This window comes from Lacrimispora amygdalina (genome assembly GCF_003432035.1).
GTDB classification, from domain to species: Bacteria; Bacillota; Clostridia; order Lachnospirales; family Lachnospiraceae; genus Lacrimispora; species Lacrimispora amygdalina.
In genome coordinates, this window is sequence record NZ_QOHO01000116.1 from 20,603 (window position 1) to 43,540 (window position 22,938).

A 22,938-nucleotide genomic window follows, 5' to 3' on the forward strand; every position below is an offset into this window, starting at 1 on the left:
TTAACAAGTTTTACTGTTGAATATGAGTTCCCGTATTTCCAAGTATTCCTTCTTTTGCTTTTTCTAACAGAGTAATGAGGGCCGTCCGTCCTTTCCTGGATTCTGCAAATTTTACTGCAGCCTCTACCTTTGGAAGCATGGAGCCAGGTGCAAAGTGTCCCTCTTTGATGTACTGCCTGGCCTCTTTTGCGGTAATGTTACTCAGCCATTTCTCATCAGGCTTTCCATAATTTAAGGCGATCTTTTCCACGGCTGTCAGAATGATGAGTAAATCTGCATCCAGTTCTTCAGCCAGGAGTTCGCTGGCAAAGTCTTTATCGATGACTGCGCTGGCACCCTTTAAGTGGTTCCCGTTTAAGGTAACAGGAATTCCGCCTCCGCCGCAGGCGATCACCAGCTGTCCGCTGTTTACGAGGGAGCGGATGGCTTCAATTTCAATAATTTCCTGAGGCTTTGGAGAAGCAACCATACGGCGGTAGCCTCTTCCGGCGTCTTCTTTCATTAAGTATCCGTATTTTGAAGCCGCTTCTTCAGCCTGTCCGGCTGTCATAAAATGCCCGATTGGTTTGGAGGGATTTAAAAATGCAGGGTCCTTTTCATCCACACGGATCTGGGTGATCATTGTGGTTACCGGAATATGTCTGATATTCCGGTTCACCAGTTCTTCTCTTAAGGCATTCTGCAGATCATAGCCGATATATGCCTGGCTCATGGCAACGCAGACGGAGAGAGGAGTATTAGGCTGCTTTGGATCCTCTCTGCATAACGCGCTCATGGCATTGTTGATCATTCCCACCTGAGGGCCGTTTCCATGGGCAACCACAACCTCACAGCCTTCTTCAATCAGATCCACGATGGCTTTTGAGGTAATTTTCACTGCTGCCATCTGCTCCGGCAGGGTATTGCCAAGGGCGTTTCCGCCCAGGGCAATTACAATTCTCTTTTTTTTCTCCATATGAGTGATCCCCTTGGTCAGATTGAGAACTTACGCGGTGATTTCTTTTCCTCCAGCTTTTTAAATACTTCCTGGGGATTTTCAAATTTGCTTAAGAAGATCATGGCAGCGATTACATATGGCTTATAGCTGGCTTCTTTATAAAGGGGATTTCTGTAACGGTCAAATACGGAAGCTTCCACTTCTCCGTCCTTGCAGCTGATATCGTTGATATCTGCAGGGAGGCAGTGAAGATAGAGGGCTTTTCCATCCTTAGTCGTCTTCATCAGTTCTTCTGTACAGCACCAGTCTTTGTGATTGGCATTCTGAGCCAGAAGTTCTTTCTCAAGCGCTTTGATTCCGTCCATATCCCCATTGCCATAAAGATCGGTTCTCTTTTCCATGGCTGCAAATGGTGCCCAGCTCTTTGGATAAACGATGTCAGCATCCTTAAATGCATCTGCCATATCATTGGATACACGGAAGGAGCCTCCGGATTTTTCCGCATTGCTCTTTGCAACATCTAAAACTTCCGGCATTACCTCATAGCCTTCCGGATGAGCCAGAACCACTTCCATTCCCATACGTGTCATTAATCCGATGACACCCTGAGGGACGGATAAAGGTTTTCCGTAGGAAGGAGAGTAAGCCCAGGTCATGGCCAGCTTCTTGCCCTTTAAGTTCTCGATGCCGCCGAATTCATGAATGATATGAAGCATGTCGGCCATGGTCTGTGTGGGGTGGTCAATATCACACTGTAAGTTTACAAGGGCCGGCTTCTGTTCCAGAATTCCATCCTTATAGCCTTCTGTCACAGCATCGGAAACCTGATGCATATAGGCGTTTCCTTTTCCGATATACATATCGTCACGGATCCCGATGACATCTGCCATGAAGGAGATCATATTGGCAGTTTCACGGACAGTCTCTCCATGGGCGATCTGGGATTTTCCTTCGTCTAAATCCTGGACTTCCAGTCCGAGAAGGTTGCAGGCAGAGGCAAAGGAGAAGCGGGTACGGGTGGAGTTGTCGCGGAATAAGGAGATTCCAAGTCCGCTCTCAAAAACCTTTGTGGAGATGTTGTTTTCTCTCATAAAGCGGAGAGCGTCTGCAACGGTCCAGACTGCTTCCAGCTCATCGTCCGTTTTCTCCCAGGTTAAAAAGAAGTCATTTTCGTACATCTCCTTGAAATTTAAGGAATTCAGTTTGTCGATATAATCCTGTAAGGTTTTCATAATGTGGTAAGCCTCCTGATTTTAGTATTATTCTTTGCAGTAAACAGTGGGAAGTGCGGCATATACGGCGGCACAGGTGACAAGATCCTGCTTCCAGGTTTTTTCGTTGGGCGCATGGGCCTGGGCTTCTGCTCCCGGTCCAAAACCGATGCATGGAATCTGGTTGCGTCCCATAATGGAGACGCCGTTGGTGGAAAAGGTCCATTTGTCGGTGAGAGGACGTGCAATCCGCATGGAGACAGTCTCTTTTGCACCGATTCTGGTATCCCCGTATAAGGACTTATAAGCTTCTTCCAATGATCTGGTTACTTTATGATCCTCAGGAATGACCCAGGTTGGGAAGTAACATTCGATCGGATAGGTAAGGCCTTTATAGGAAGGACGGGAATACTCATACATGGAAACGGTGACATCGCTTCCGTATTTCTTAACATTTGGCAGGCTGCGGATCTCATCCAGACAGCTTTCCCAGGTTTCCCCTGCTGTCATACGGCGGTCTAAGGAAACAGAACAGGAGTCGGCTACTGCACAGCGGCTTGGTGAAGTGAAGAAAATCTCTGAAACAGTAATGGTGCCTTTTCCTAAAAAGTTTGCTTCCTTCCACTGCGGATTATGTGATTCATCAAGCATCTTGACAAGTCCCTTGATCTCCTTGTCATCAGCAGCATCATTCTCGTTTAGAGAACGGACATCCTGAAGAATATCAGCCATCTTATAGATTGCATTGTCTCCCCGCTCCGGTGCGGAGCCGTGGCAGGAGATACCCTTTACGTCCACACGGATTTCCATACGGCCTCTCTGGCCGCGGTAGATCCCTCCGTCAGTGGGCTCTGTGGAAACTACAAATTCCGGACGGATCTTATCTTCATTGATAATGTACTGCCAGCAAAGCCCGTCGCAGTCTTCTTCCTGAACGGTACCGGTAACCAGAACGGTATATTTATCATTTAAAAGACCTAAATCCTTCATGATTCTGGCACCGTAAACAGCAGATACCAGTCCGCCGCACTGGTCGGAAACACCTCTTCCGCCAATCTCCGTATCAGTTTCATAGCCTTCGTAGGGGTCGAAGTTCCAGTTGGATTTGTTACCGATTCCTACCGTATCAATGTGAGCATCGAAGCCGATCAGTGTTTTTCCGGTTCCCATAAATCCAAGCACATTGCCCATGGGATCGATTTCCACCTTGTCAAACTCAAGCTTTTGCATCTCCTGTGCAATCCGGTCGATATGAGCTTTTTCATCGCAGCTCTCTCCTGGAAACTGAACGATGTCACGCAGAAATTTTGTCATATCTGCTTCGTAGCTTTTTGCTGCTTCTTTGATTTTTTCGTAATCCATGTTTTTAACCTCCGGTTTTTATGAAATGGTTAACGTTCTTTTCCTTCCCAGACAATGGCTTTATAACGGTCCGGGTCAGTATCTCCCTCTGTTGAAAAAAGTAAAACTTTCGAATCTTTATTAAGTCCCAGGTGTTCTCTTAAAGCCTGACAGGAGTCATCCTTCATAACAGAAGCTAAAACTCCAAAGGGTGCAGCTCCCGATTCACCCGATGTAACAGGAGTATCTCCCTTTATTGGTGCAGCCAGCATTCTCATGCCTGCAGAGGCAGCCCAGTCAGGTGCAGAGATAAAGGTATCGGTATGATTCTTTAAAATATCCCAGGATATGGTATTGGGTTCTCCGCAGGCGAGACCGGCCATAATGGTCTGCATGTCGCCATCCACGATCCGGATATTACCGTCTCCGGCTTTCGCTCCTTCATAAAGGCAGGCTGCCGCATCTGCCTCCACCACAACACAGACAGGAGGATTTTCCGGATAACGGTTATTAAAATATCCCACCACTGCTCCGGCAAGAGATCCGACACCTGCCTGAACAAAGACATGGGTAGGTCTTTCACAGCCGTATTGTTTAAGCTGTTCGTCTGCTTCCATGACCATGGTGCCATAGCCCTGCATGATCCAGGCAGGGATTTCCTCGTAGCCGTCCCATGCAGTATCCTGGACTACCACGCCGTTTTTCACCTTTGCAGCAGCATCTGCTGCCATGCGGACACATTCGTCGTAGTTGAATTCCTCGATGGTTACCTCTGCTCCTTCCGCTTTGATGTTGTTAAAACGGTTCATTGTAGTCCCTTTTGGCATAAAGACAACTGCCTTCTGACCAAGCTGGCGGGCAGCCCAGGCAACGCCTCTTCCGTGGTTGCCGTCAGTTGCAGTGAAAAAGGTGGCCTGACCGAATTCCTTCTTTAAAGCTTCTGAGGTCAGTACCTGATAGGGGAGATCAGAAACTTCCTTTTTTGTCTGCTTTGCCACATATCTGGCCATGGCGTAAGATCCGCCTAAAACCTTAAAGGCATTTAAGCCGAACCGGTAAGATTCATCTTTTATGTAAATCTCACCTAATCCCAGGTGGTCTGCCATATGGGGAAGCTTTGTCAGAGGAGTTTCTTTGTACTGGGGAAAGCTTACGTGAAAGTTTCTCGCTTTTTGTACCTCCTCCTGTGACATAACAGGCAGATGTCTGTCATCGGTTTTTGGCATGGTGTTTACAGCCCATTCGATTGGTTTCATGTCTGCACATTCTCCTTTATAATAAATTAAAATCAACGGGTATCATTGGACGGATGCTTACACCTTTTCTTTGTTTGCATCCATATAGCTGTATAAAGTAAACTTTGAGATACCAAAATAACTGGAGACCTTGTCGCCTGATTTGGTAATGAGAAATGCACCCGCATCATTTAGATACTGGATTGCCAGGATCTTGTCATCCTTACTCATTAAGGCGACAGGTTTTCCAACCAAAGCCACGGACTGCTCGATTAAGGTATCTAACAGGTCATTGACGTTATGGGTGATTTTTTTAGGCTCTTTGTTGTGATCGCCGGCAGCTTCGCCGGTGGAGATTAATGATTTTACGGCATTTTCAACTGTAAGCAGTCCGGTAATGTCATAATTTAAGGCAAGGATGTAGTCTACCGTATGATCGGTTCCCCTGATGTACATGGTGCTGGATTTTAATATTCTGCCATCCTCGGTTCGTGTCAGATAGGAAAGACGGTCTTTTAAGAGATCAGGATCCTTTTTTAAAGTCTCCAGAACAATTTCAGAGGGGCCGTCTCCGATCTTACGGTTGCTGACCTGGCCGTTTTCTATAAAAACGATGGAGCTTTCCATGTTTTCCCTGCTCAAATCGTGAATCACCACTTCACATTGACTGCCGAAGTGAGCCGCGACTCCCTGTGCGATCTGTGTCAGTAACTGAAGCTTTGAATCCATTCTTTTCTCCTCCTTACAGGATCATTGATAAACTCATCATAGCATAAAAAAATTTAATTACAAGTGGTTTTCTAAAAAATTTTTAGGTTTGCTAATTATTTTTGTAATTCATGCTTGCAATTCTGAAAATGAAATGATACACTGTTTTTAACAGAGAACCATGGTATAATGTGCATAAAAAAATAAGGTGAAACAGATAAAATGTAAGCAAATTGTGAAAATAAAGTATTGGACCATGAAATTACTTCTGTCAGGTTTGCATACATAAGAAAATTAGCAATTTGCTTTCGTATATTAGAAAATTGAAAAGGAGATGGAATCATGCTGATAATCGGTAATGGAAGAATGATCACAAGAGATCTTAAGAATCCGTTTCTGGAAGACGGTGCAGTGGCTATAGAGGCCGGGGTTATAAAACGTGTTCTCACCACTGGTGAGATGAGAAAGGCATATCCCCAGGCGGAATACATCGATGCCAGGGGAGGGGTAATCATGCCTGCCTTTATCAATACCCATGAGCATATTTACAGCTCCTTTGCCAGAGGATTAGCCATTGACGGGTACGATCCCCACGGCTTTTTGGAAATTCTTGACGGTCTTTGGTGGACCATAGACAGGAATTTAACTTTAAATGATGTTTATTTAAGCGCTATGGCCACTTATGTGGATTCCATTAAAAACGGTGTGACAACTGTATTTGACCATCATGCCAGCTTCGGTCAGATCAGGGACTCCTTATTTAAAATTGAGGATGCAGCGGGTAAAACCGGAGTGAGAACCTGCTTATGCTATGAAGTATCCGACCGCGCAGGAGAGGAAAAAGCAAAGGAAGGCGTTCTTGAGAATGAGGCGTTTATCCGCCATGCTCTTTCTGATGAACGTGACATGATTGCAGGTATGATGGGAATGCATGCCCAGTTTACCATATCCGATCAGACCATGGAATTTGCGGCAGCCCATAAGCCTGACGGGGCAGGCTATCACATTCATGTGGCAGAAGGCATTGAAGATCTCCACGACTGCCTTCATAAGTACGGAAAGCGGATTGCTGACCGCCTTATGGATTTTCAGATTCTTGGGGAGAAGACGCTTTTGGGACACTGCATCTACATTAATCCCCATGAGATGGATTTAATACTTGATACAGACACCATGGTGGTCCACAATCCGGAATCCAATATGGGGAATGCCTGCGGATGCCCTCCCACTATGGAACTGGTGAGGCGTGGGATTTTAACCGGTCTTGGAACAGACGGCTATACCCACGATATGCTGGAGTCTTATAAGACAGCCAACGTTCTCCATAAGCACCATTTATGCGATCCCAATGCGGCATGGGGCGAGGTTCCGAAGATGCTTTTTGAAGGGAATGCAAAGATTGCAGGAAGATATTTTAAGAAACCGCTGGGAGTTTTAAAAGAAGGTGCTGCTGCCGATGTCATTGTAACGGATTATATCCCGTTAACACCCATGAATGCAGAGAACGCAAACAGTCATATTCTGTTTGGAATGACCGGGCGAAGCGTTGTCACAACCGTCTGTAACGGCAAGGTACTTATGAAAGACAGAATCCTTACGGGAATCGATGAGGAGAAGCTTATGGCAGACTGCAGGGAAGCGGCGGGAGCGCTTGCTGCACGGATCAACGGACGATAAAAAACAGTCTGAGAATATTCATACAGGGCTTAAAGATCACTGAGAGTAAGCCCGGATGCAGGAGGATATCAATGGGAGACAAAATGACACCTATGCCGTTTTCACAATTAATGGAATGGGTAACAGAAGAACAGAAAAAACAGGACTCCATATTCGGAGTATACCGTCCTTACCGGGCGGATGGGTCCTATAACAGGGAACTCTTTGGCAGAACTCTTGAAACACCAATCGGACCGGCGGCTGGTCCCCATACCCAGCTGGCCCAGAACATTGCAGCTGCTTACTATGCAGGAAGCCGTTTCTTTGAACTGAAGACTGTGCAGATTTTAGACGGAGATGATCTTCCTGTAGAAAAGCCCTGCATCAGGGCAGAGGATGAGTGCTACAACTGCGAATGGTCCACGGAGCTATATGTTCCCCAGGCTCAGGAGGAATATATCAAAGCGTGGTTTTTACTGTCTTTTATGGCAAAAGAATACGGACTGGGCCGGATGGATGGCTTTCAGTTTAATATGAGTGTGGGCTATGACCTGGAGGGAATTAAATCCCCCAAAGTCAATTCCTTTATTGACTCCATGATGGAAGCAAAAGATACGGAAACGTTCCAATCCTGCAGGCAGTATCTTCTGGATCATTCAGAGCAGTTTCAGAATGTGACAAAAGAGGATATTGAGTCCATTTCTTCCCGGATCTGCAACAGCGTGACTCTTTCTACCTTACATGGATGTCCGCCTCAGGAGATTGAGCGGATTGCAGTATATTTAATAGAGGAAAAGGGACTGAATACCTTTATTAAATGCAACCCCACACTGCTTGGATATGAATTTGCCAGAAATACCCTGGACCAGATGGGATATGACTATATTTCCTTCGGAGAGTTCCATTTTCTTGATGATCTTCAGTATGAGGATGCAATCCCCATGCTAAAGAGGCTTATGGCACTGGCAAAGGAGAGCAGGCTGGAGTTTGGTGTAAAACTTACCAACACCTTTCCGGTTGATGTAAAGAATAACGAGCTTCCAAGCCAGGAGATGTATATGTCGGGAAGATCACTTTTCCCTCTGTCCATGGCTCTGGCAGCCAGACTTTCCAAAGAATTTGACGGAGCGCTTCGGATTTCATTCTCCGGCGGAGCTGATTATCATAACATCAGGGACATTATAGACGCAGGAATCTGGCCGGTTACAGTTGCCACTACCCTTTTAAAACCGGGCGGTTACCAGAGACTCCTTCAGATGGCGGAAAAGACGAAAGAAATAGGCGTCTCATTTCAGGGAGTGGATCGTATAAAAGCTTCCAGGCTGGCCAAAGATTCCGTTTCAGATCCTCATTATAAAAAAGCCTTAAAGCTTTTGCCGGACAGGAAGATGAAAAAAACAGTGCCATTGCTTGACTGCTATACGGCACCCTGTCAGGAGGCCTGTCCCATTCATCAGGATATTACCACCTATTTAAAACTGTCTGGTCAGGGAAACTATGAAGAGGCCATGGAGGTGATTGCGGAGAAAAATCCCCTTCCTTTCATAACCGGTTCCATTTGTGCCCATAACTGTATGAATATGTGTACCAGGAATCATTACGAATCCCCGGTTAATATACGGGGGGCCAAGCTGCTTTGTGCAGAAAATGGATATGACAATTATCGGAAAACCATTAAAAAAGGGAAACTGACGGGCAAAAAAACGGCAATTGTCGGAGGCGGACCAGCTGGTCTTTCTGCTGCTTATTTTCTTACTAAGAATGGCATGCCTGCTACAATCTTTGAAAAGAGCGGAAAGCTTGGAGGCGTAGTACGAAACATCATTCCTGATTTTAGAATTTCAGGGGACGTGATTGATCATGATATCGATTTATGTCTCTCTTATGGGGCAGAAGTAAGGCTGAATACGGAAGTAACAGATCTGTCTGCATTAAAAGAAGAAGGCTTTGATTTTATCATTCTGGCAGCAGGTGCAGGCGAGCCGGGAGTTTTGAATCTGAAAACAGGCGAAACCATGAACGCCCTGCATTTTCTGAATCTATACAAGGAAATGGATAAAAACGTGGAGATCGGAAAGGCAGTTGCTGTAATCGGCGGAGGAAATACAGCCATGGATACGGCAAGAGCAGCTGTCAGAACCCATGGTGTGAAAGAGGTTTCGCTTATTTACCGGAGAACGAAACGATATATGCCTGCAGATGAGGAAGAACTGCTGCTGGCCATGCAGGATGGGGTAAAATTCATGGAACTTTTAGCTCCCGCAGAGTGGAGCAACGGCCAGCTCATCTGCAGAGTGATGAAGCTTTCCGCAGCAGATGAAAGCGGAAGAAGGGCTGTTACAGAGACGAAAGAGACCGTTTCCATACCTGCTGATACGGTCATAGCCGCAGTTGGTGAGGGAATACCAAAGGAGTTTTATGTAAAGAACGGCATTGAATTAACAGACAGGGGAAGAGTGCTTGTGAATGAGGAGACTCTGGAAACAGGCGTACCAGGAGTTTATGCAGTGGGAGATGGTCTTTTTGGCCCGGGAACAGTGGTGGAAGCCATAAGAGATGCAAGGATGGCAGCTGAATCCATTTTAGGAAAAAAGGCCGCAAAGGATTTTGACGGCACATCATCCGATACTACGAAGCTTTACGGCAGAAGGGGAATTTTAAAAGAAACCCTGGACGGTCAGGAAGAAAGTACCAGATGCCTTGGCTGTAAAAGCATCTGCGAAAACTGCGCAGAGGTCTGTCCGAACCGCGCCAATCTGGCACTCCTGATTCCGGGATTAACAAAGCATCAGATCCTTCATGTGGATTATTTATGCAATGAGTGCGGAAACTGCCGAAGCTTTTGTCCATATGACAGCGCTCCGTATTTAGACAAATTCACCCTGTTTGCAAATGAAGCGGATTTAAATAACAGTAAAAATCAGGGCTTCACCGTAACTGACAGAAAAACCGGTACATTCCTGATCCGGTATCTGGGAAAGCTGTATACGGGGAAAGCAGGAGAGCAGTTTGACGCAGTTCCGGAGGGACTTTTAAAGATTGTGGAAACCGTCATAAAAGACTACGATTATCTTTTAGGATAAGAAAGTGGGTGAAGCAATGGTTCGTTTCCTGGTTAACGGGGAGACCGTAACAGTACCGGAAGAAAGAAAGCTGATAGACGTTTTAAGAACCGATCTTGGGCTTAAGTCAGTGAAAGACGGTTGCAGTGAGGGTGCCTGCGGGACCTGCACGGTCTTAATAGACGGAAAGGCTGTAAAAGCCTGTGTTCAGAAAGCCGCCAGGATGGAGGGGAAATCTGTCATGACGGTGGAGGGATTGTCTGACAGAGAAAAAGAAGTGTTTGTCTACGCCTTCGGGCAGGCAGGAGCTGTTCAGTGCGGTTTTTGCATCCCGGGTATGGTAATCTGTGCGAAGGCTTTAATTGATGAAAATCCTGATCCGACCAGGGAAGAGGCTGCCTTTGCAGTGAGGGGGAATATCTGCCGCTGTACCGGATATAAGAAAATTATTGATGCCATTCTTCTTGCAGCCAGGCTGTTGCGTGAAGATGTCAGGGATTTAAAGGCTCCTGAGGTAACGTCTGTGGGACAGCGGGTTCATCGCCTGGATGTACCGGAAAAAGTTCTGGGTTACGGTGAATACGTGGATGATATGGAAGTGGAAGGCTTAATCTACGGCAGCGCAGTACGGAGCCGGTATCCAAGGGCCAGAATTCTGTCCATAGACAGTTCCAGGGCCAAAGCGCTGCCCGGAGTCCGTGCAGTCTTAACAGCTAAGGATGTTCCGGGAAGGAATAAAGTGGGACATTTAAAAAAAGACTGGGATACCATGATTCCGGAAGGAGAAATTACCAGATATGTGGGAGATGCAGTCTGCCTTGTAGCGGCCGACACTCCCGAGATACTGGAAGAAGCCAAACGGTTAATCAAGATTGACTACGAAGAGCTTCCAGGAGTTTTCTCGCCGCAGGAAGCTTTAAAGCCGGATGCACCTCTGGTTCATGATACCGGTAATATTTTAGCCCATGAGCATCTGGTAAGAGGAGATGCAAAAAAAGCAATAGAGAGTTCCGCTTATTCGGTAACCATGCATTATGACACACCGTTTACCGAGCATGCCTTTCTGGAGCCGGAGTGTGCCATAGCCATAGTGGATCGAAAAAAGCAAGAAGCTGTTATCTATTCTTCTGATCAGGGAACCTACGATACGCAAAAGGAATGTGCCGGAATGCTTGGCTGGGAGCTTTCAAAGGTTCATGTGATCAATAAGCTGGTAGGAGGCGGTTTCGGCGGAAAAGAGGATATGTCCGTTCAGCATCATGCGGCTCTTTTGTCCTACTACACAGGCAGACCTGTAAAAGTAAAGCTCACCAGGAAAGAAAGCATGATGGTTCATCCAAAGCGCCATCCTGCGTCCATGGAATTTACCACGGCCTGTGATGAGAACGGTTACCTCACCGGCATGACCGCAACGGTCATAACGGATACCGGAGCCTACGCTTCCCTGGGAGGACCTGTGCTCCAGCGGCTTTGCACCCATGCAGCAGGGCCCTATAATTATCAGAACATCGACATTGAAGGAACGGCTGTTTATACCAATAACCCGCCTGCAGGAGCATTTCGCGGATTCGGCGTTACACAAAGCTGTTTTGCCATAGAATGCAACTTAAACCTGCTTGCAGAGAAAGCAGGGATTACTCCATGGGAAATCCGTTACCGCAATGCCATAAGGCCGGGACAGGAACTTCCAAACGGCCAGATTGCTGCAGAAGGAACGGCGCTTGTGGAAACCCTTCTTGCTGTAAAGGATATTTATGAAAGCAGCCCATATGCAGGAATTGCCTGTGCCATGAAAAATGCGGGTGTGGGTGTGGGACTTCCTGACTGGGGAAGGTGCAGGCTTACCATTGAAGATGGGAAAGTCCATATCAGATCAGGTGCATCCTGCATCGGTCAGGGACTTGGAACAGTTCTGGAGCAGATCGTCTGTGAGACACTTGGCATAACAGGAGATCAGGTAATCTATGTGGCTGCAGAGACCAATCTGGCTCCTGATTCCGGTACCACCTCCGGCTCCCGGCAGACTCTGGTGACCGGAGAAGCCGCGATACGGGCATGCGGTCTGATTCTTAATGACTTAAAGGACGGGAACGATCTGTCTTCTTTAAATGGAAAAGAATACTTTGGAGAGTATCTGGCTGCTACAGATCCCATGGGAAGCGAAAAGAAGAATCCGGTCTCCCATGTGGCCTACGGCTTTGCAACCCAGGTGGTCTGTTTAAAGGAAGACGGCACCGTGGAAAAGGTGATAGCTGCCCATGATGTGGGAAAAGCCATCAATCCCCTGTCTGTAGAAGGACAGATTGAAGGCGGTGTGATCATGTCGCTGGGATATGCCCTGACGGAGGAATTTCCTTTGGATCATGGTGTTCCCCTTGCAAAATTCGGTACTCTGGGGCTGTTTCGTGCGGACAGGACGCCGGACGTTAAGAGCATAATAGTAGAACGCAATCACGATCCACTGGCCTACGGGGCAATCGGAATCGGAGAGATTACCTCCATTCCTACGGCACCGGCTGTGCAGGGTGCTTATTATAAGTATGACGGAGTATTTCGTACCTCCCTGCCTTTGGAAGAGACGGCATATCGGAAAAAGAAAAAATAACCGGGGAAAGGGCGCAGGAGAAAATCGTTTTCTCTGCGCCTTTTTGGGATTGACAAGAAACCGGGAAAAAGGGAAAATAGATGACATAGACCGGTATGCGGACAGCAGACCGGATCATAAGAAAGGAAGTGGATTTGCTGTGAAGACGTTGTTGAAAGGCGGAACAGTAATTTCGGGAAGCAAGGCTGTTGCAGCAGATGTTCTCATGGAGGATGGAACGATTCTGGCTGTGGAACAGGAAATAAAAGATGAGAAGGCAGATATAATCGATGTATCCGGCAGACTTCTGTTTCCGGGATTTATTGATGCCCATACACATTTTGACCTTCATGTGGCAGGTACTGTAACTGCAGATGATTTTGAATCGGGAACCAGAGCGGCTTTAGCAGGCGGAACCACCATGATCATCGATTTTGCCACCCAGTACAAGGGAGAAAGTCTTCATCAGGCACTGGACCACTGGCATAAAAAGGCGGATGGCAATGCATCCTGTGATTATGGGTTTCATCTGGCCATATCGGACTGGAACCATTCTGTAAGTGAAGAGCTTGACACCATCATTTCTGAGGGTGTGACCTCCTTTAAGCTGTATATGACTTATGATGAGATGTATATGGCGGATAAAAAGATATACCAGATTCTAAAACGTTTAAAAGAGGCCGGAGGAATTGCCGGTGTACACTGTGAAAACAAAGGAATCATAGAGGCACTGGTGGAGGAAGAAAAGGCAAAAGGTAATTTTTCGGTTAATGGCCATAAAAAGACAAGACCTGCGGCGGTAGAGGCGGAAGCGGCAGGCCGTCTTTTAAAGATCGCCCAGGTGGCGGACTGTCCGGTTATCATCGTACATTTAAGCTCAGAAGCCGGTTATAAAGAGATCTTATATGCAAGAGAGAGAGGACAGAAGGTTTATGTGGAAACCTGCCCCCAGTATCTTATTTTTAATGAGGAAGTTTATGACCTCCCTGGCTTTGAGGGAAGTAAGTATGTAATTTCACCAACGATTAAGAAGGAATCAGACAGACAGCGTCTGTGGGAACTTCTAAAGGCGGATCAGATTCAGACAGTATCCACCGATCACTGCAGCTTCACTACTGCACAGAAGGCAGCAGGCAGGGCTGACTTTACAAAGATACCAAACGGTATGCCTGGAGTGGAGGCTCGTCCTGCTTTAATGTACAGCTTCGGAGTAAAAAAGAATGGCCTGACTGCGGAACAGATGTGCCGTCTGCTTTCTGAAAATCCTGCAAAGCTTTACGGTGTTTATCCAAAGAAAGGGGTTATAGCTCCCGGAAGTGACGCAGATATTGTGGTATTAAATCCCGATGCCCGATGGACGATGTCTGCTGAAAATCAGATTGCCAATGTGGATTACTGTCCTTTTGAAGGAATTTCCGTAGAGGGAAAAGCGGAGCTTGTATTTTTAAAAGGCAGACTGGCGGCTGAAAACGGTGAAGTCCTATTGGAAAAAACAGGTTCTTATGTGCCAAGAAACAGACCCATGGAGTTACCCTGATGAAATTAAAAAACGCGTATGCTTTTGAAGTAACAGAAGGAAAAATACAGCCGGAGAAAAAGGATTCTTTGTGGGAGGCGCTCCGCCTTACCCTGGTAGAACCGATGATTGTTGCTTTTACCGGTGGAGGCGGTAAGACAACCGCCATGTTTTGCCTTGCCGATGAACTGGCGGGTCAGGGAAAGCGGGTAATTGTAACGACCAGCACACATATCTTCTACCCTGTTGACAGGATTGTTGCAGAAGCGGCTGACTGGAAAACAGTCAGTGATTTTATTGCCGGTCATAAGGAATATTCTTCTTTGGCAGGCTGGGTACTGGTGACCGGCCTGCCTGCCGGAGAGGGAAAACTGAACGGAATGGAACTGTCTGAACTGGAAAAACTGTTAAGCCTTTGTGATGTGCTTCTTGTTGAGGCAGATGGGGCAAAACGTCTTCCCATTAAGATACCGGCGATGAGGGAACCGGTTATACCAAAAGGTACCTATGCAGTGATCGGGTGTATGGGGCTTGACTGCATTGGAGAGCCATGGGAAAAAATATGTTTCCGCCATGAACTGGCGCCCCAGGTATTTGGCAGTCAGACGATGAAAGACCGGATTACTCCGGGTGATGCGGCCAGAATCCTGACCAGCACCAATGGGACCAGAAAGGGAGCCGAGTCCATGGAGTACCGGATTCTTATGAACAAAGCAGATGATGAACTGCAGCTGTCCCGTGCCCAGGCAGTGGCAGAGGACATGGGAGAACAATGGGCGGAGTGCTGTGCAGCAGCCAGTTTTAAGGAATCCGGGCAGTCTGCAAATTCTAAAGATAAAAACGCATTTACAGGAAAGGGGTTAACAAGATGAAGGAAATCAGAACGGAAGACGGAGTGGGCCAGGTTCTTTGCCATGATATGACCCAGATCATACCTGGAGTGTCAAAGGACGCAAGATTCCGTAAAGGACATGTGGTGACAGAGGAAGACATACCTGTTCTGCTGTCGATGGGGAAAGCGCATCTTTATGTATGGGAAAAGGATGATACGATGTATCATGAAAATGAGGCAGCTGAAATACTCTGTGAATTATGCATCAACGACCATATGGAAAGAGGCGATGCGAAAGAGGGAAAAATAGAATTAAAATCCACCATCCGGGGACTTCTGAAAATAGATACCGGTCTGCTTGATTCAGTAAACAGTGCAGGAGATATGATGATTGCCTCCAGACATCCCAATACGCCTGTGGAACCAGGGGACAAACTGTGCGGAACCCGGGTTATTCCACTGGTGATTAAGAAGGATAAAATGGAAGCAGTGAAAAATATGTGCAGCGGAAAAAAGATATTTTCCATTCTGCCATATAAAAATAAGAAAGTCGGTATTGTAACAACCGGAAGTGAAGTATACTGCGGAAAGGTCAAGGATGCCTTTGGTCCTGTTTTAAGAGCCAAGGCTGAAGAGTTTGGAGGAGAAATTCTGGGGCAGACAATAACGGATGATAAGCCGGAGCATACCACTGAGGCGATTCTTAATTTTATCAGTCAGGGAGCAGATATGGTTCTGGTCAGCGGAGGCATGAGCGTGGATCCTGATGATAAAACGCCTCTTGCAATCCGCAGTACAGGTGCTGAAGTGGTATCTTACGGCGCACCGGTTCTGCCAGGAGCCATGTTTCTTCTTTCCTATTACAGGAAAGATGGGAAGAACATTCCGGTAGCAGGACTTCCGGGTTGTGTGATGTATGCCAAAAGGACGGTGCTTGATTTAGTCCTGCCAAGGCTGATGGCAGATGATCCGGTGACAAAAGAAGAACTGGATAAGCTTGGAAAAGGAGGGCTCTGCCTCTCCTGCGATGAATGTCATTATCCAAACTGCGGATTTGGAAAGGGCTGGTAGGATGAAGATATTGATCAAAGGTGCAGGCGATCTGGCTTCCGGAATCGCCTGCCGCCTGCAGCGCTGCGGGTTTTCCATTGTTATGACGGAAATTCCGGTTCCCACTACAGTGAGGCGTACAGTGGCATTTTCCAGAGCTGTTTATGAAGGCAGGGCCAAAGTGGAGGATGTTACCGGAGTGTTATGCCGCAGCATGGAAGAGATAGAGGAAGCTCTGTCAGGGGACCAGGTGGCTGTGGTGGTTGATGAAGAATGCCGCATCCGGAAGGAGCTGAAGCCGGATGTGGTTGTAGATGCCATCATAGCGAAACGGAATCTGGGAACAAAAATCACAGATGCAGATATCGTTATTGGAGTGGGGCCTGGTTTTACTGCAGGCGTGGACTGCCATGGAGTGGTGGAGACCAAACGCGGTCACGACCTGGGCCGGTGCATCTGGAAGGGAAGTGCAATTTCCAACACAGGAGTCCCTGGAATAATCGGCGGTTATGATAAAGAGCGGATCATCCGTTCTGTGGGAAACGGCGTATTTCATCCGGCTGTCACCATTGGAACGGTGGTAAATAAGGGAGATGTGGTTGGATATGTGGATAACGCTCCTGTATTTGCTTTAGCAGGCGGTGTGGTTAGAGGGCTGCTTCAGGATGGCGTGACTGTTTTTAAAGGGATGAAATCAGGAGATATTGATCCCAGAGGAATAACCGGGCATTGTTATACCATATCAGATAAGGCCTCTGCCATTGGAGGGGGAGTATTAGAGGCTGTATTAAGCCTTAGAAAGAAGCTTCTTACTGAAAAAGAAAGGGTTTCAGAATGAATATGACACTGATTCTCCTGGCAGCAGGGGACAGCTTAAGATTTAACGGCAATAAGCTGCTTTATGAAATAAACGGAAAGCCCATGTATCGGTATATTATAGAAGCAATTGATCAACTTCCGGATGGGTTATTTTCCAGAAAACTGATTGTCACCCAGTATGATGAAATTATGGAATACATGAAAGATTCCGGATATAAGATCATTGCAAACAGGGACAGCAGACTTGGAATCTCTCATTCCATCCATCTTGCACTAAAGGAACTGGAAAAGGATGACACGGATTTCTTTTTTGCAGTCTGTGACCAGCCCTATTTACAGTCTTCCACCATAGAAGCACTGGTAAAAGGCTTTTGGGAAAGCCGGAAAGGGCTTGCCTGTTTATGTTTCAGAGGGGAATTAGGCAATCCGGCTATATTTTCCGGGCAATACAGAAAAAAACTGATGGAGCTTACAGGAGACAGAGGAGGGAAAAAAATTATTGCAGCCCACATGTCTGATGTGTTCCTTTTAGAGGCAGAAGATGCCCGTGAGTTAAAGGACATTGATGTCATGCCCTTGTAAAATTAATTTATTTTTTTGGAAGACACGGCTTTTTAAGACCGTGTTTTTTTATTGTCAGTTTTTTCCAACTATAGAAAAAAATCACTTATTGGTTTTCAGAAGAATGAAAATCGTGTATAATTAAATCATCAAAGGAGGGACGGTATGTGGAAAAGGCTGAGGGAACATTTCCTTATGTTAAATAAGAGCAGAAAGGAACTGAAGCGGGAAGGAATCAAGATCTGCGTGAGCTATTTTCTGCTGGGTTTGTTCTGGATATTTTGTTCTGACAGATTGGTTCCAGCCATTGTCAGTAATTCCTGGGAAGCCATGCTTTTTAGCATGCTGAAGGGAATCCTGTTTGTATTCTGTACTTCCGTATTTTTATACTATGTGATATTAAGACTGTTAAACAAAGCCGGTTTTGCTGAAGAAGAGCTGTGCAGAAGTTATGAAGAACTGAAGATGCAGTATGAGAAGATCGGTCTTTATGATCAGAAGCTCATGGAGAGTGAAGAAAAATATCGGACAATCATCGCCCATATGCAGCTTGGAATGGCACTGTTTGAGGGAGAGTGTGAAACTGATATCAGGCACTATAAGCTGATAGATGTAAACCCTTGTTATGAGGAACTGGCCTGTGACCAGGAAGAATCTGTTATTGGGAGATATTTCTGTGATATACATGATACTCTGGAACCTGATATATGGGAACTGCTTTATAAGACTGTGAAAACCGGTGAGCCTGCCCGCTACGAGCGGTTCCAGCACAGGACAGGCATTTACTATGAGGTGATTGTATTTTGTCCCGGGAAATGCCAGCTGGCTTTGATTATCAATAACATAACAGAGCGCAGGCAGGCCCAGGAGAGGCTGAATTATTTAAGCTACCATGATCCCCTAACCGGTCTGTATAACCGTAGATATTTTGAAGAACAGCTAAGGCTTTTAAACCAGGATTATCACTATCCGCTGGTGATCACCATGGCGGACATTAATGGTCTGAAGCTGATTAATGATTCATTTGGCCACACAGCAGGTGATGAGTACATACGAAAAGCCGCAGTGGTTCTTATGAACAATACCCGGAGCCAGGATATCATATGCCGGCTGGGCGGAGACGAATTTGTTATTTTTTCACCGAATACGGATGAGAAAGAGATTAAAAAGATGATATCAGCCATGAGTGACATGGCAAAGGTTCAGTCTGTGAATAAAATCATGCTTTCAATTTCTTTCGGATACAGCATAAAGAGCAGCAGCGAAGACTCCATTACAGAGGTTTTAAAGAAAGCCGAAGATTTTATGTACAGGAAAAAACTGATGGAAAGTCCAAGTATGAGAGGGAAAACCATTTATACCATTATGGCAGCGCTTCATGAAAAGAATTTCAGGGAGGAACAGCATTCCCTGCGTGTATCAGAGCTGTGTGAAAAGATGGGAGAAGCACTTGAGCTTCAGGAGGATGACATTAAGGAATTAAAGACAGTCGGTCTTCTTCACGATATCGGCAAGGTGGCGATTGAGGAAGGCATCCTTAATAAGAACGGAAAGCTTGACGTTGATGAATGGGGAGAAATTAAGAAGCACCCCGAAATCGGATACCGGATCTTAAGCACAGTGAATGAGCTGTCAGAAATGGCGGATTACGTGCTAGCCCATCATGAACGCTGGGATGGAAGCGGATATCCAAAAGGGTTGAAGGGGAAAGAGATTCCCATACAGTCCAGAATTATCGCCATAGCAGACGCCTATGATGCAATGATCAGTGAACGAAGTTACCGCCATGCGTTGTCAAAGGAGATTGCGGTCAATGAGCTGCGCAAAGGAGCAGGAACCCAGTTCTGTAAGGAATATGTAACGATATTTATTGATAAGGTTATTAATAATTCGGGAACGGGTGCCTGAATTGTTAAGACGAAAACAGGGATGGCCGGTATGCCTCTTTTTTGAGGTCATGCCGGTCATCCCTGTTTTCTTTTTTTGTATTAGAATTCTGTTAAAATTTTCGATTATAAATTGACTAAAAAATATCATTTCAATAAGGAAAATGTAACTTTGAAAAAATAAAATGTGTCAATTTTGGAACTCAACGTGTATAATTTTGGCATTTGGGTTGAAAGTTGTCGAAAATAGTTATATGCTGAGACCGTTAACAAAAAACAAAATTGGCAAATTGTTAATATATGATAAGGAAGCAAATCTGTAGAAAACTGATTTCGGAGATTGCTGGATAATAGGAGGAGAGGCCATGTTGAAAATTGGAGTATGTGATGATGACCATCTGCTGCTGTTGGAAGCAGAAACGCGTTTGCGCAGGATTGGGAATGAAAAAGAAATGGATCTGGATGTGGAGACTTTCTGTGACGGTGATGAAATTGTCAGGGCTGTTTATTTAGGTAAGCGTTATGATATCATTTATATGGATATCGAGATGAAACGCATGAATGGACTGATGGCTGCAGAACGTATCCGGGAATTTGACCGCATGGTACAAATTGTCTTTATGACATCTCACCAGAGATACATTAATCAGGCCTTCCGTTCGGCGCCCATAGGATACCTTGTAAAACCAGTCAGGGATCCTGAATTCAATAATAATTTCAGCCACATTATGAATCTGATCGAAACAAAAGACTTATATTACCACTTTAAATATGGCAGAACCGAGTGCCAGGTATATTTAAAGAAAGTGCTGTATTTTGAAAGTAAGCTCCGTCTGACTGAGATTGCATGTGAAGAAGGCCGTCACAGATTATATAAAAGTCTGGAAGAGATCGAAAACGAATTAAAAGACCGTAAATTTCGTTTTATCAGAATACACCAATCCTATCTGGTCAGCTTCAGCCAGATTGCCAGGTTCTCCAATGACGTCGTGGAATTGATGGATGGAACCTGCCTACCGGTTAGCCGCAGCAGGCGCAAGGAAGTGGAGGAGATCATGTTTGAAACGATGGGGTGGTGTCAGATTTAAAAACCACCAGGTAAATGGGGGATAAGATGACAAAAAGATTAAATTATTACGTTATTATGATGCTGATGGGGGGAATTGTCTGGCTGGAAGGAAGTATCCGGTTTATTAGCCGCATATTTACGGATATTATTATATTGCTGCCGCCGCTTCCTGTTGCTGTTCACTATTTAATCCGGTCTTTTTTGGAGATAGCTGTTATATATGGAGAAGCGCTTCTCCTGTTATTCATTTTATCAGACTGGAGATCAAAAAGAGACGGTCAGTGGCAGGGATATAAAAAAATCCTGTATTTGTACCTAATTATTGGAGTCATTCTGGAAAAAATAATAATATACATCTTTCATAACCTGATTTCATTCTTTATTGAATCATATCCCATAGCTGTCACGATATTTATGGCATTTAAAATAGTTACCGTATTTTTTATGGTAATTATTGTGATGAAAATGTCTCTGAAAAACAAAAGCCAGGCTTTATGCATTGATAAAACCAGTTTAAAGCATTTTATTGCAGGAGCAGTCGTAACCATTGGTTTCGCTGTTTTATGTTCTTTTAAAGAGTGGCAGGATTATCAGATTTTTATGTCGGATATGGATACCTATGGATTTTTCAGTCAGATGACTGCACCAACACCTGTATATACCATTTTTAACCAATGGATGGTTCCTTATATGGTGAGGATCTGCGCCGTGTTATTGTTTATGGGGGAGGGAAAGCAGGAGGAGGCCTTGTGCAGTGGTAATTTTAATATTTCATAATAATGATTATCTTGGAAGAGCAGTCAACAACTGCTTTTCTTTTTTTGTTACCAAAAATTACATATAGGCTGCTAATTATTACATGATGCGAAAAAATGTAAAAATTTGTATTATAATGTAACTGAACATAAGATTGATTTAAAGTTACTGGGAGGGTAATAAAAATGATTAAAAGAAGTAAATTTACTTTGGCAATTGCGGCTGCATTATTGGTGACGGCACTTGTTTCTGCCTGTTCTTCGCAGGAGAAACCTCCAGTGGAGGAAGGAAAGAGAGTTTTTTCAGAAATCCAGCCGGAACTTTCTAAGGGGAAAGAGGCCTTAAGTATGTCGCAGACAACGGCTCAGGCAGGGTTTGATTCGCCGGAAAGTGCAGTCATAGCTTATTTAGAAGGCCTTAGAGACAACGATTTGAAGCGTATGATGGATACCTTTTCAGAAAATATTAATACAGATGATATTATACGGCAATATACTATTCTCTGCGGGCTTGAATTGGAGAAAGAAGGCCCTGTGATTTTAAATGATCCGGCAGATGTAACGGCATTTGTGGAAAAATTGGAAAGTCATATCAGGGGGGGAGATTTTGGCTCAATAAAATTGATGGGGTTTGTTGCTCCGGAAGAGTTAGAAGAGGTATATGCAAGTCAAAAACATCAGGAAAATTTAATCAAGGCAGCACAACGCAGTGGCGGTGATAAGATGGTAAGCTGTGTCGCAGCTATTGAGGCCGATGACATTAAGTACTTACTTATTTTTGATGTAATAAGAAAGGATGGCCGATGGTTTAATCACCAGATAGGCGGAATATTTGCCAATATGTTAGGAATAGACAGGGAAGCGGCAGGAAGTATCTCGTTAGATACAGAAGATGAGAAGAGTCTGAAACAGCTGGTACCTGATTTTTCAAAAAATCTATTAGAGACGGAAGCTGTGCGTGGAGCGGAAAAATCTGCAGTTTCCAACATTGAGGCAGAAGGCTTTAATTCGCCTCAAATGGCAGTTAAAAGCTATTTAGAAAGTCTTGCAGCCAATGATCAGGACAAGATGATTGGTGCGTTTGCAGTAGAGAGCTATGTGGACCATTTAGATTTTCAGACCAGATTAGAAACTACCGGAGGATATATTTTTATGCAGCAGGAAATCAACCTTCCTGTTGTAAATGGTTTTACCAGAGATTTAAACATTCAAAGCAGAAAAAAAGAGATTCAGAGGAGATTTTTAGAACAATATACAGCACTGGGCGTTTTTTCAGAAAATGATATGAGTGATCTGGTTCAGACGGGAAAATTAAATGTTTCTTCGGCGTTATCAGAGATGCCAAAACGTTTGAATTTAAATTCCATAAAAGTTCTGGGATATATTAATCCGGAACAATTGTCAGAGTCATATGAAACAGATAAATTTCAAGATTTAAGGCTCAGGAGGATGAAGATTTACGGCTCGGATAAAGCGGAAAGCATCGCGGTTGTGTTTGAATTTAATGGTGCCCGCTATATCATTTGTACTGATACTTTAAAATATAACGACAGATGGTATATCCAACAGCTTGGAGGTGAGCTTTCCATGCAGCTTGGCTTCGACAGCTATTATTCAGGTATAATGCTTGTTGATTATCTGAAAAATCCAGAAATTGATAATCTCATTTTACCTTTCAGTTGATTAAAAAAATAAACCTCAATTGTAAAATAACTT

General features: G+C 45.0%; 17 protein-coding genes. 12 read left to right on the forward strand and 5 right to left on the reverse strand.

Annotated features, from left to right (window positions below):
* Window positions 1-10: 10 nt before the first annotated feature.
* From arcC to DS742_RS27125, 5 genes are read right to left on the reverse strand one after another with little or no spacing between them, the layout of a single operon-like run.
* Window positions 11-955, reverse strand: coding sequence for a carbamate kinase (arcC, locus tag DS742_RS27105; RefSeq protein WP_117420028.1), 945 nt, complete (start codon window positions 953-955; stop codon window positions 11-13).
* 17 nt (window positions 956-972) lie between these two features.
* Entirely contained in the window at window positions 973-2,169 is a 1,197-nt protein-coding gene (ygeW, locus tag DS742_RS27110) for a knotted carbamoyltransferase YgeW (RefSeq protein ID WP_117420029.1), read from the reverse strand.
* Window positions 2,170-2,196: 27 nt separating this feature from the next.
* Window positions 2,197-3,510 (reverse strand): YgeY family selenium metabolism-linked hydrolase, encoded by a 1,314-nt coding sequence (locus DS742_RS27115; RefSeq protein WP_117420030.1) that lies wholly within the window; start codon window positions 3,508-3,510, stop codon window positions 2,197-2,199.
* A gap of 29 nt (window positions 3,511-3,539) precedes the next feature.
* Window positions 3,540-4,745: a diaminopropionate ammonia-lyase gene (gene dpaL, locus DS742_RS27120; RefSeq protein WP_117420031.1), complete on the reverse strand. Its 1,206-nt coding sequence runs from the start codon at window positions 4,743-4,745 to the stop codon at window positions 3,540-3,542.
* A gap of 57 nt (window positions 4,746-4,802) precedes the next feature.
* The gene (locus DS742_RS27125) at window positions 4,803-5,453 is read right to left on the reverse strand and encodes a helix-turn-helix transcriptional regulator (protein WP_117420032.1); all 651 of its coding nucleotides are present in this window, start codon (window positions 5,451-5,453) and stop codon (window positions 4,803-4,805) included.
* A 321-nt stretch (window positions 5,454-5,774) separates the two neighbouring features.
* On the opposite strand from DS742_RS27125, the gene ssnA reads away from it, so the two are divergent.
* The 12 genes from ssnA to DS742_RS27185 all read left to right on the forward strand — a co-directional run bounded on the left by ssnA (window position 5,775) and on the right by DS742_RS27185 (window position 22,905).
* On the forward strand, window positions 5,775-7,109 hold the full coding sequence (gene ssnA, locus DS742_RS27130) for a putative aminohydrolase SsnA (RefSeq protein WP_117420033.1): 1,335 nt from the start codon (window positions 5,775-5,777) through the stop codon (window positions 7,107-7,109).
* Window positions 7,110-7,180: 71 nt separating this feature from the next.
* A complete protein-coding gene (gene ygfK, locus DS742_RS27135) occupies window positions 7,181-10,171 on the forward strand; it encodes a putative selenate reductase subunit YgfK (protein ID WP_117420034.1) in 2,991 nt (996 codons plus the stop codon).
* Window positions 10,172-10,187: 16 nt separating this feature from the next.
* Window positions 10,188-12,755 carry a selenium-dependent xanthine dehydrogenase gene (xdh, locus tag DS742_RS27140; protein ID WP_117420042.1) on the forward strand — a complete coding sequence of 856 codons (2,568 nt, stop codon included), beginning with the start codon at window positions 10,188-10,190 and terminating at the stop codon, window positions 12,753-12,755.
* A 139-nt stretch (window positions 12,756-12,894) separates the two neighbouring features.
* Window positions 12,895-14,271 carry a dihydropyrimidinase gene (gene hydA, locus DS742_RS27145; RefSeq protein ID WP_117420043.1) on the forward strand — a complete coding sequence of 459 codons (1,377 nt, stop codon included), beginning with the start codon at window positions 12,895-12,897 and terminating at the stop codon, window positions 14,269-14,271.
* Complete coding sequence (yqeC, locus tag DS742_RS27150) at window positions 14,271-15,122, forward strand: selenium cofactor biosynthesis protein YqeC (protein WP_117420035.1); 852 nt, start codon at window positions 14,271-14,273, stop codon at window positions 15,120-15,122. The genes hydA and yqeC overlap by 1 nt, the downstream gene beginning before the upstream one ends.
* Window positions 15,119-16,153: a molybdopterin-binding protein gene (locus tag DS742_RS27155; RefSeq protein WP_117420036.1), complete on the forward strand. Its 1,035-nt coding sequence runs from the start codon at window positions 15,119-15,121 to the stop codon at window positions 16,151-16,153. The genes yqeC and DS742_RS27155 overlap by 4 nt, the downstream gene beginning before the upstream one ends.
* 1 nt (window position 16,154) lies before the next feature.
* On the forward strand, window positions 16,155-16,970 hold the full coding sequence (yqeB, locus tag DS742_RS27160; protein WP_117420044.1) for a selenium-dependent molybdenum cofactor biosynthesis protein YqeB: 816 nt from the start codon (window positions 16,155-16,157) through the stop codon (window positions 16,968-16,970).
* Entirely contained in the window at window positions 16,967-17,533 is a 567-nt protein-coding gene (locus DS742_RS27165) for a nucleotidyltransferase family protein (protein ID WP_117420037.1), read from the forward strand. The genes yqeB and DS742_RS27165 overlap by 4 nt, the downstream gene beginning before the upstream one ends.
* A 144-nt stretch (window positions 17,534-17,677) precedes the next feature.
* On the forward strand, window positions 17,678-19,420 hold the full coding sequence (locus DS742_RS27170) for a sensor domain-containing diguanylate cyclase/phosphohydrolase (RefSeq protein WP_117420038.1): 1,743 nt from the start codon (window positions 17,678-17,680) through the stop codon (window positions 19,418-19,420).
* 343 nt (window positions 19,421-19,763) lie between these two features.
* Window positions 19,764-20,486, forward strand: coding sequence for a LytR/AlgR family response regulator transcription factor (locus DS742_RS27175; RefSeq protein WP_117420039.1), 723 nt, complete (start codon window positions 19,764-19,766; stop codon window positions 20,484-20,486).
* A gap of 26 nt (window positions 20,487-20,512) precedes the next feature.
* Window positions 20,513-21,244: a hypothetical protein gene (locus DS742_RS27180; protein WP_117420040.1), complete on the forward strand. Its 732-nt coding sequence runs from the start codon at window positions 20,513-20,515 to the stop codon at window positions 21,242-21,244.
* A 164-nt stretch (window positions 21,245-21,408) separates the two neighbouring features.
* Window positions 21,409-22,905 carry a hypothetical protein gene (locus DS742_RS27185; RefSeq protein WP_117420041.1) on the forward strand — a complete coding sequence of 499 codons (1,497 nt, stop codon included), beginning with the start codon at window positions 21,409-21,411 and terminating at the stop codon, window positions 22,903-22,905.
* Window positions 22,906-22,938 lie beyond the last annotated feature (33 nt).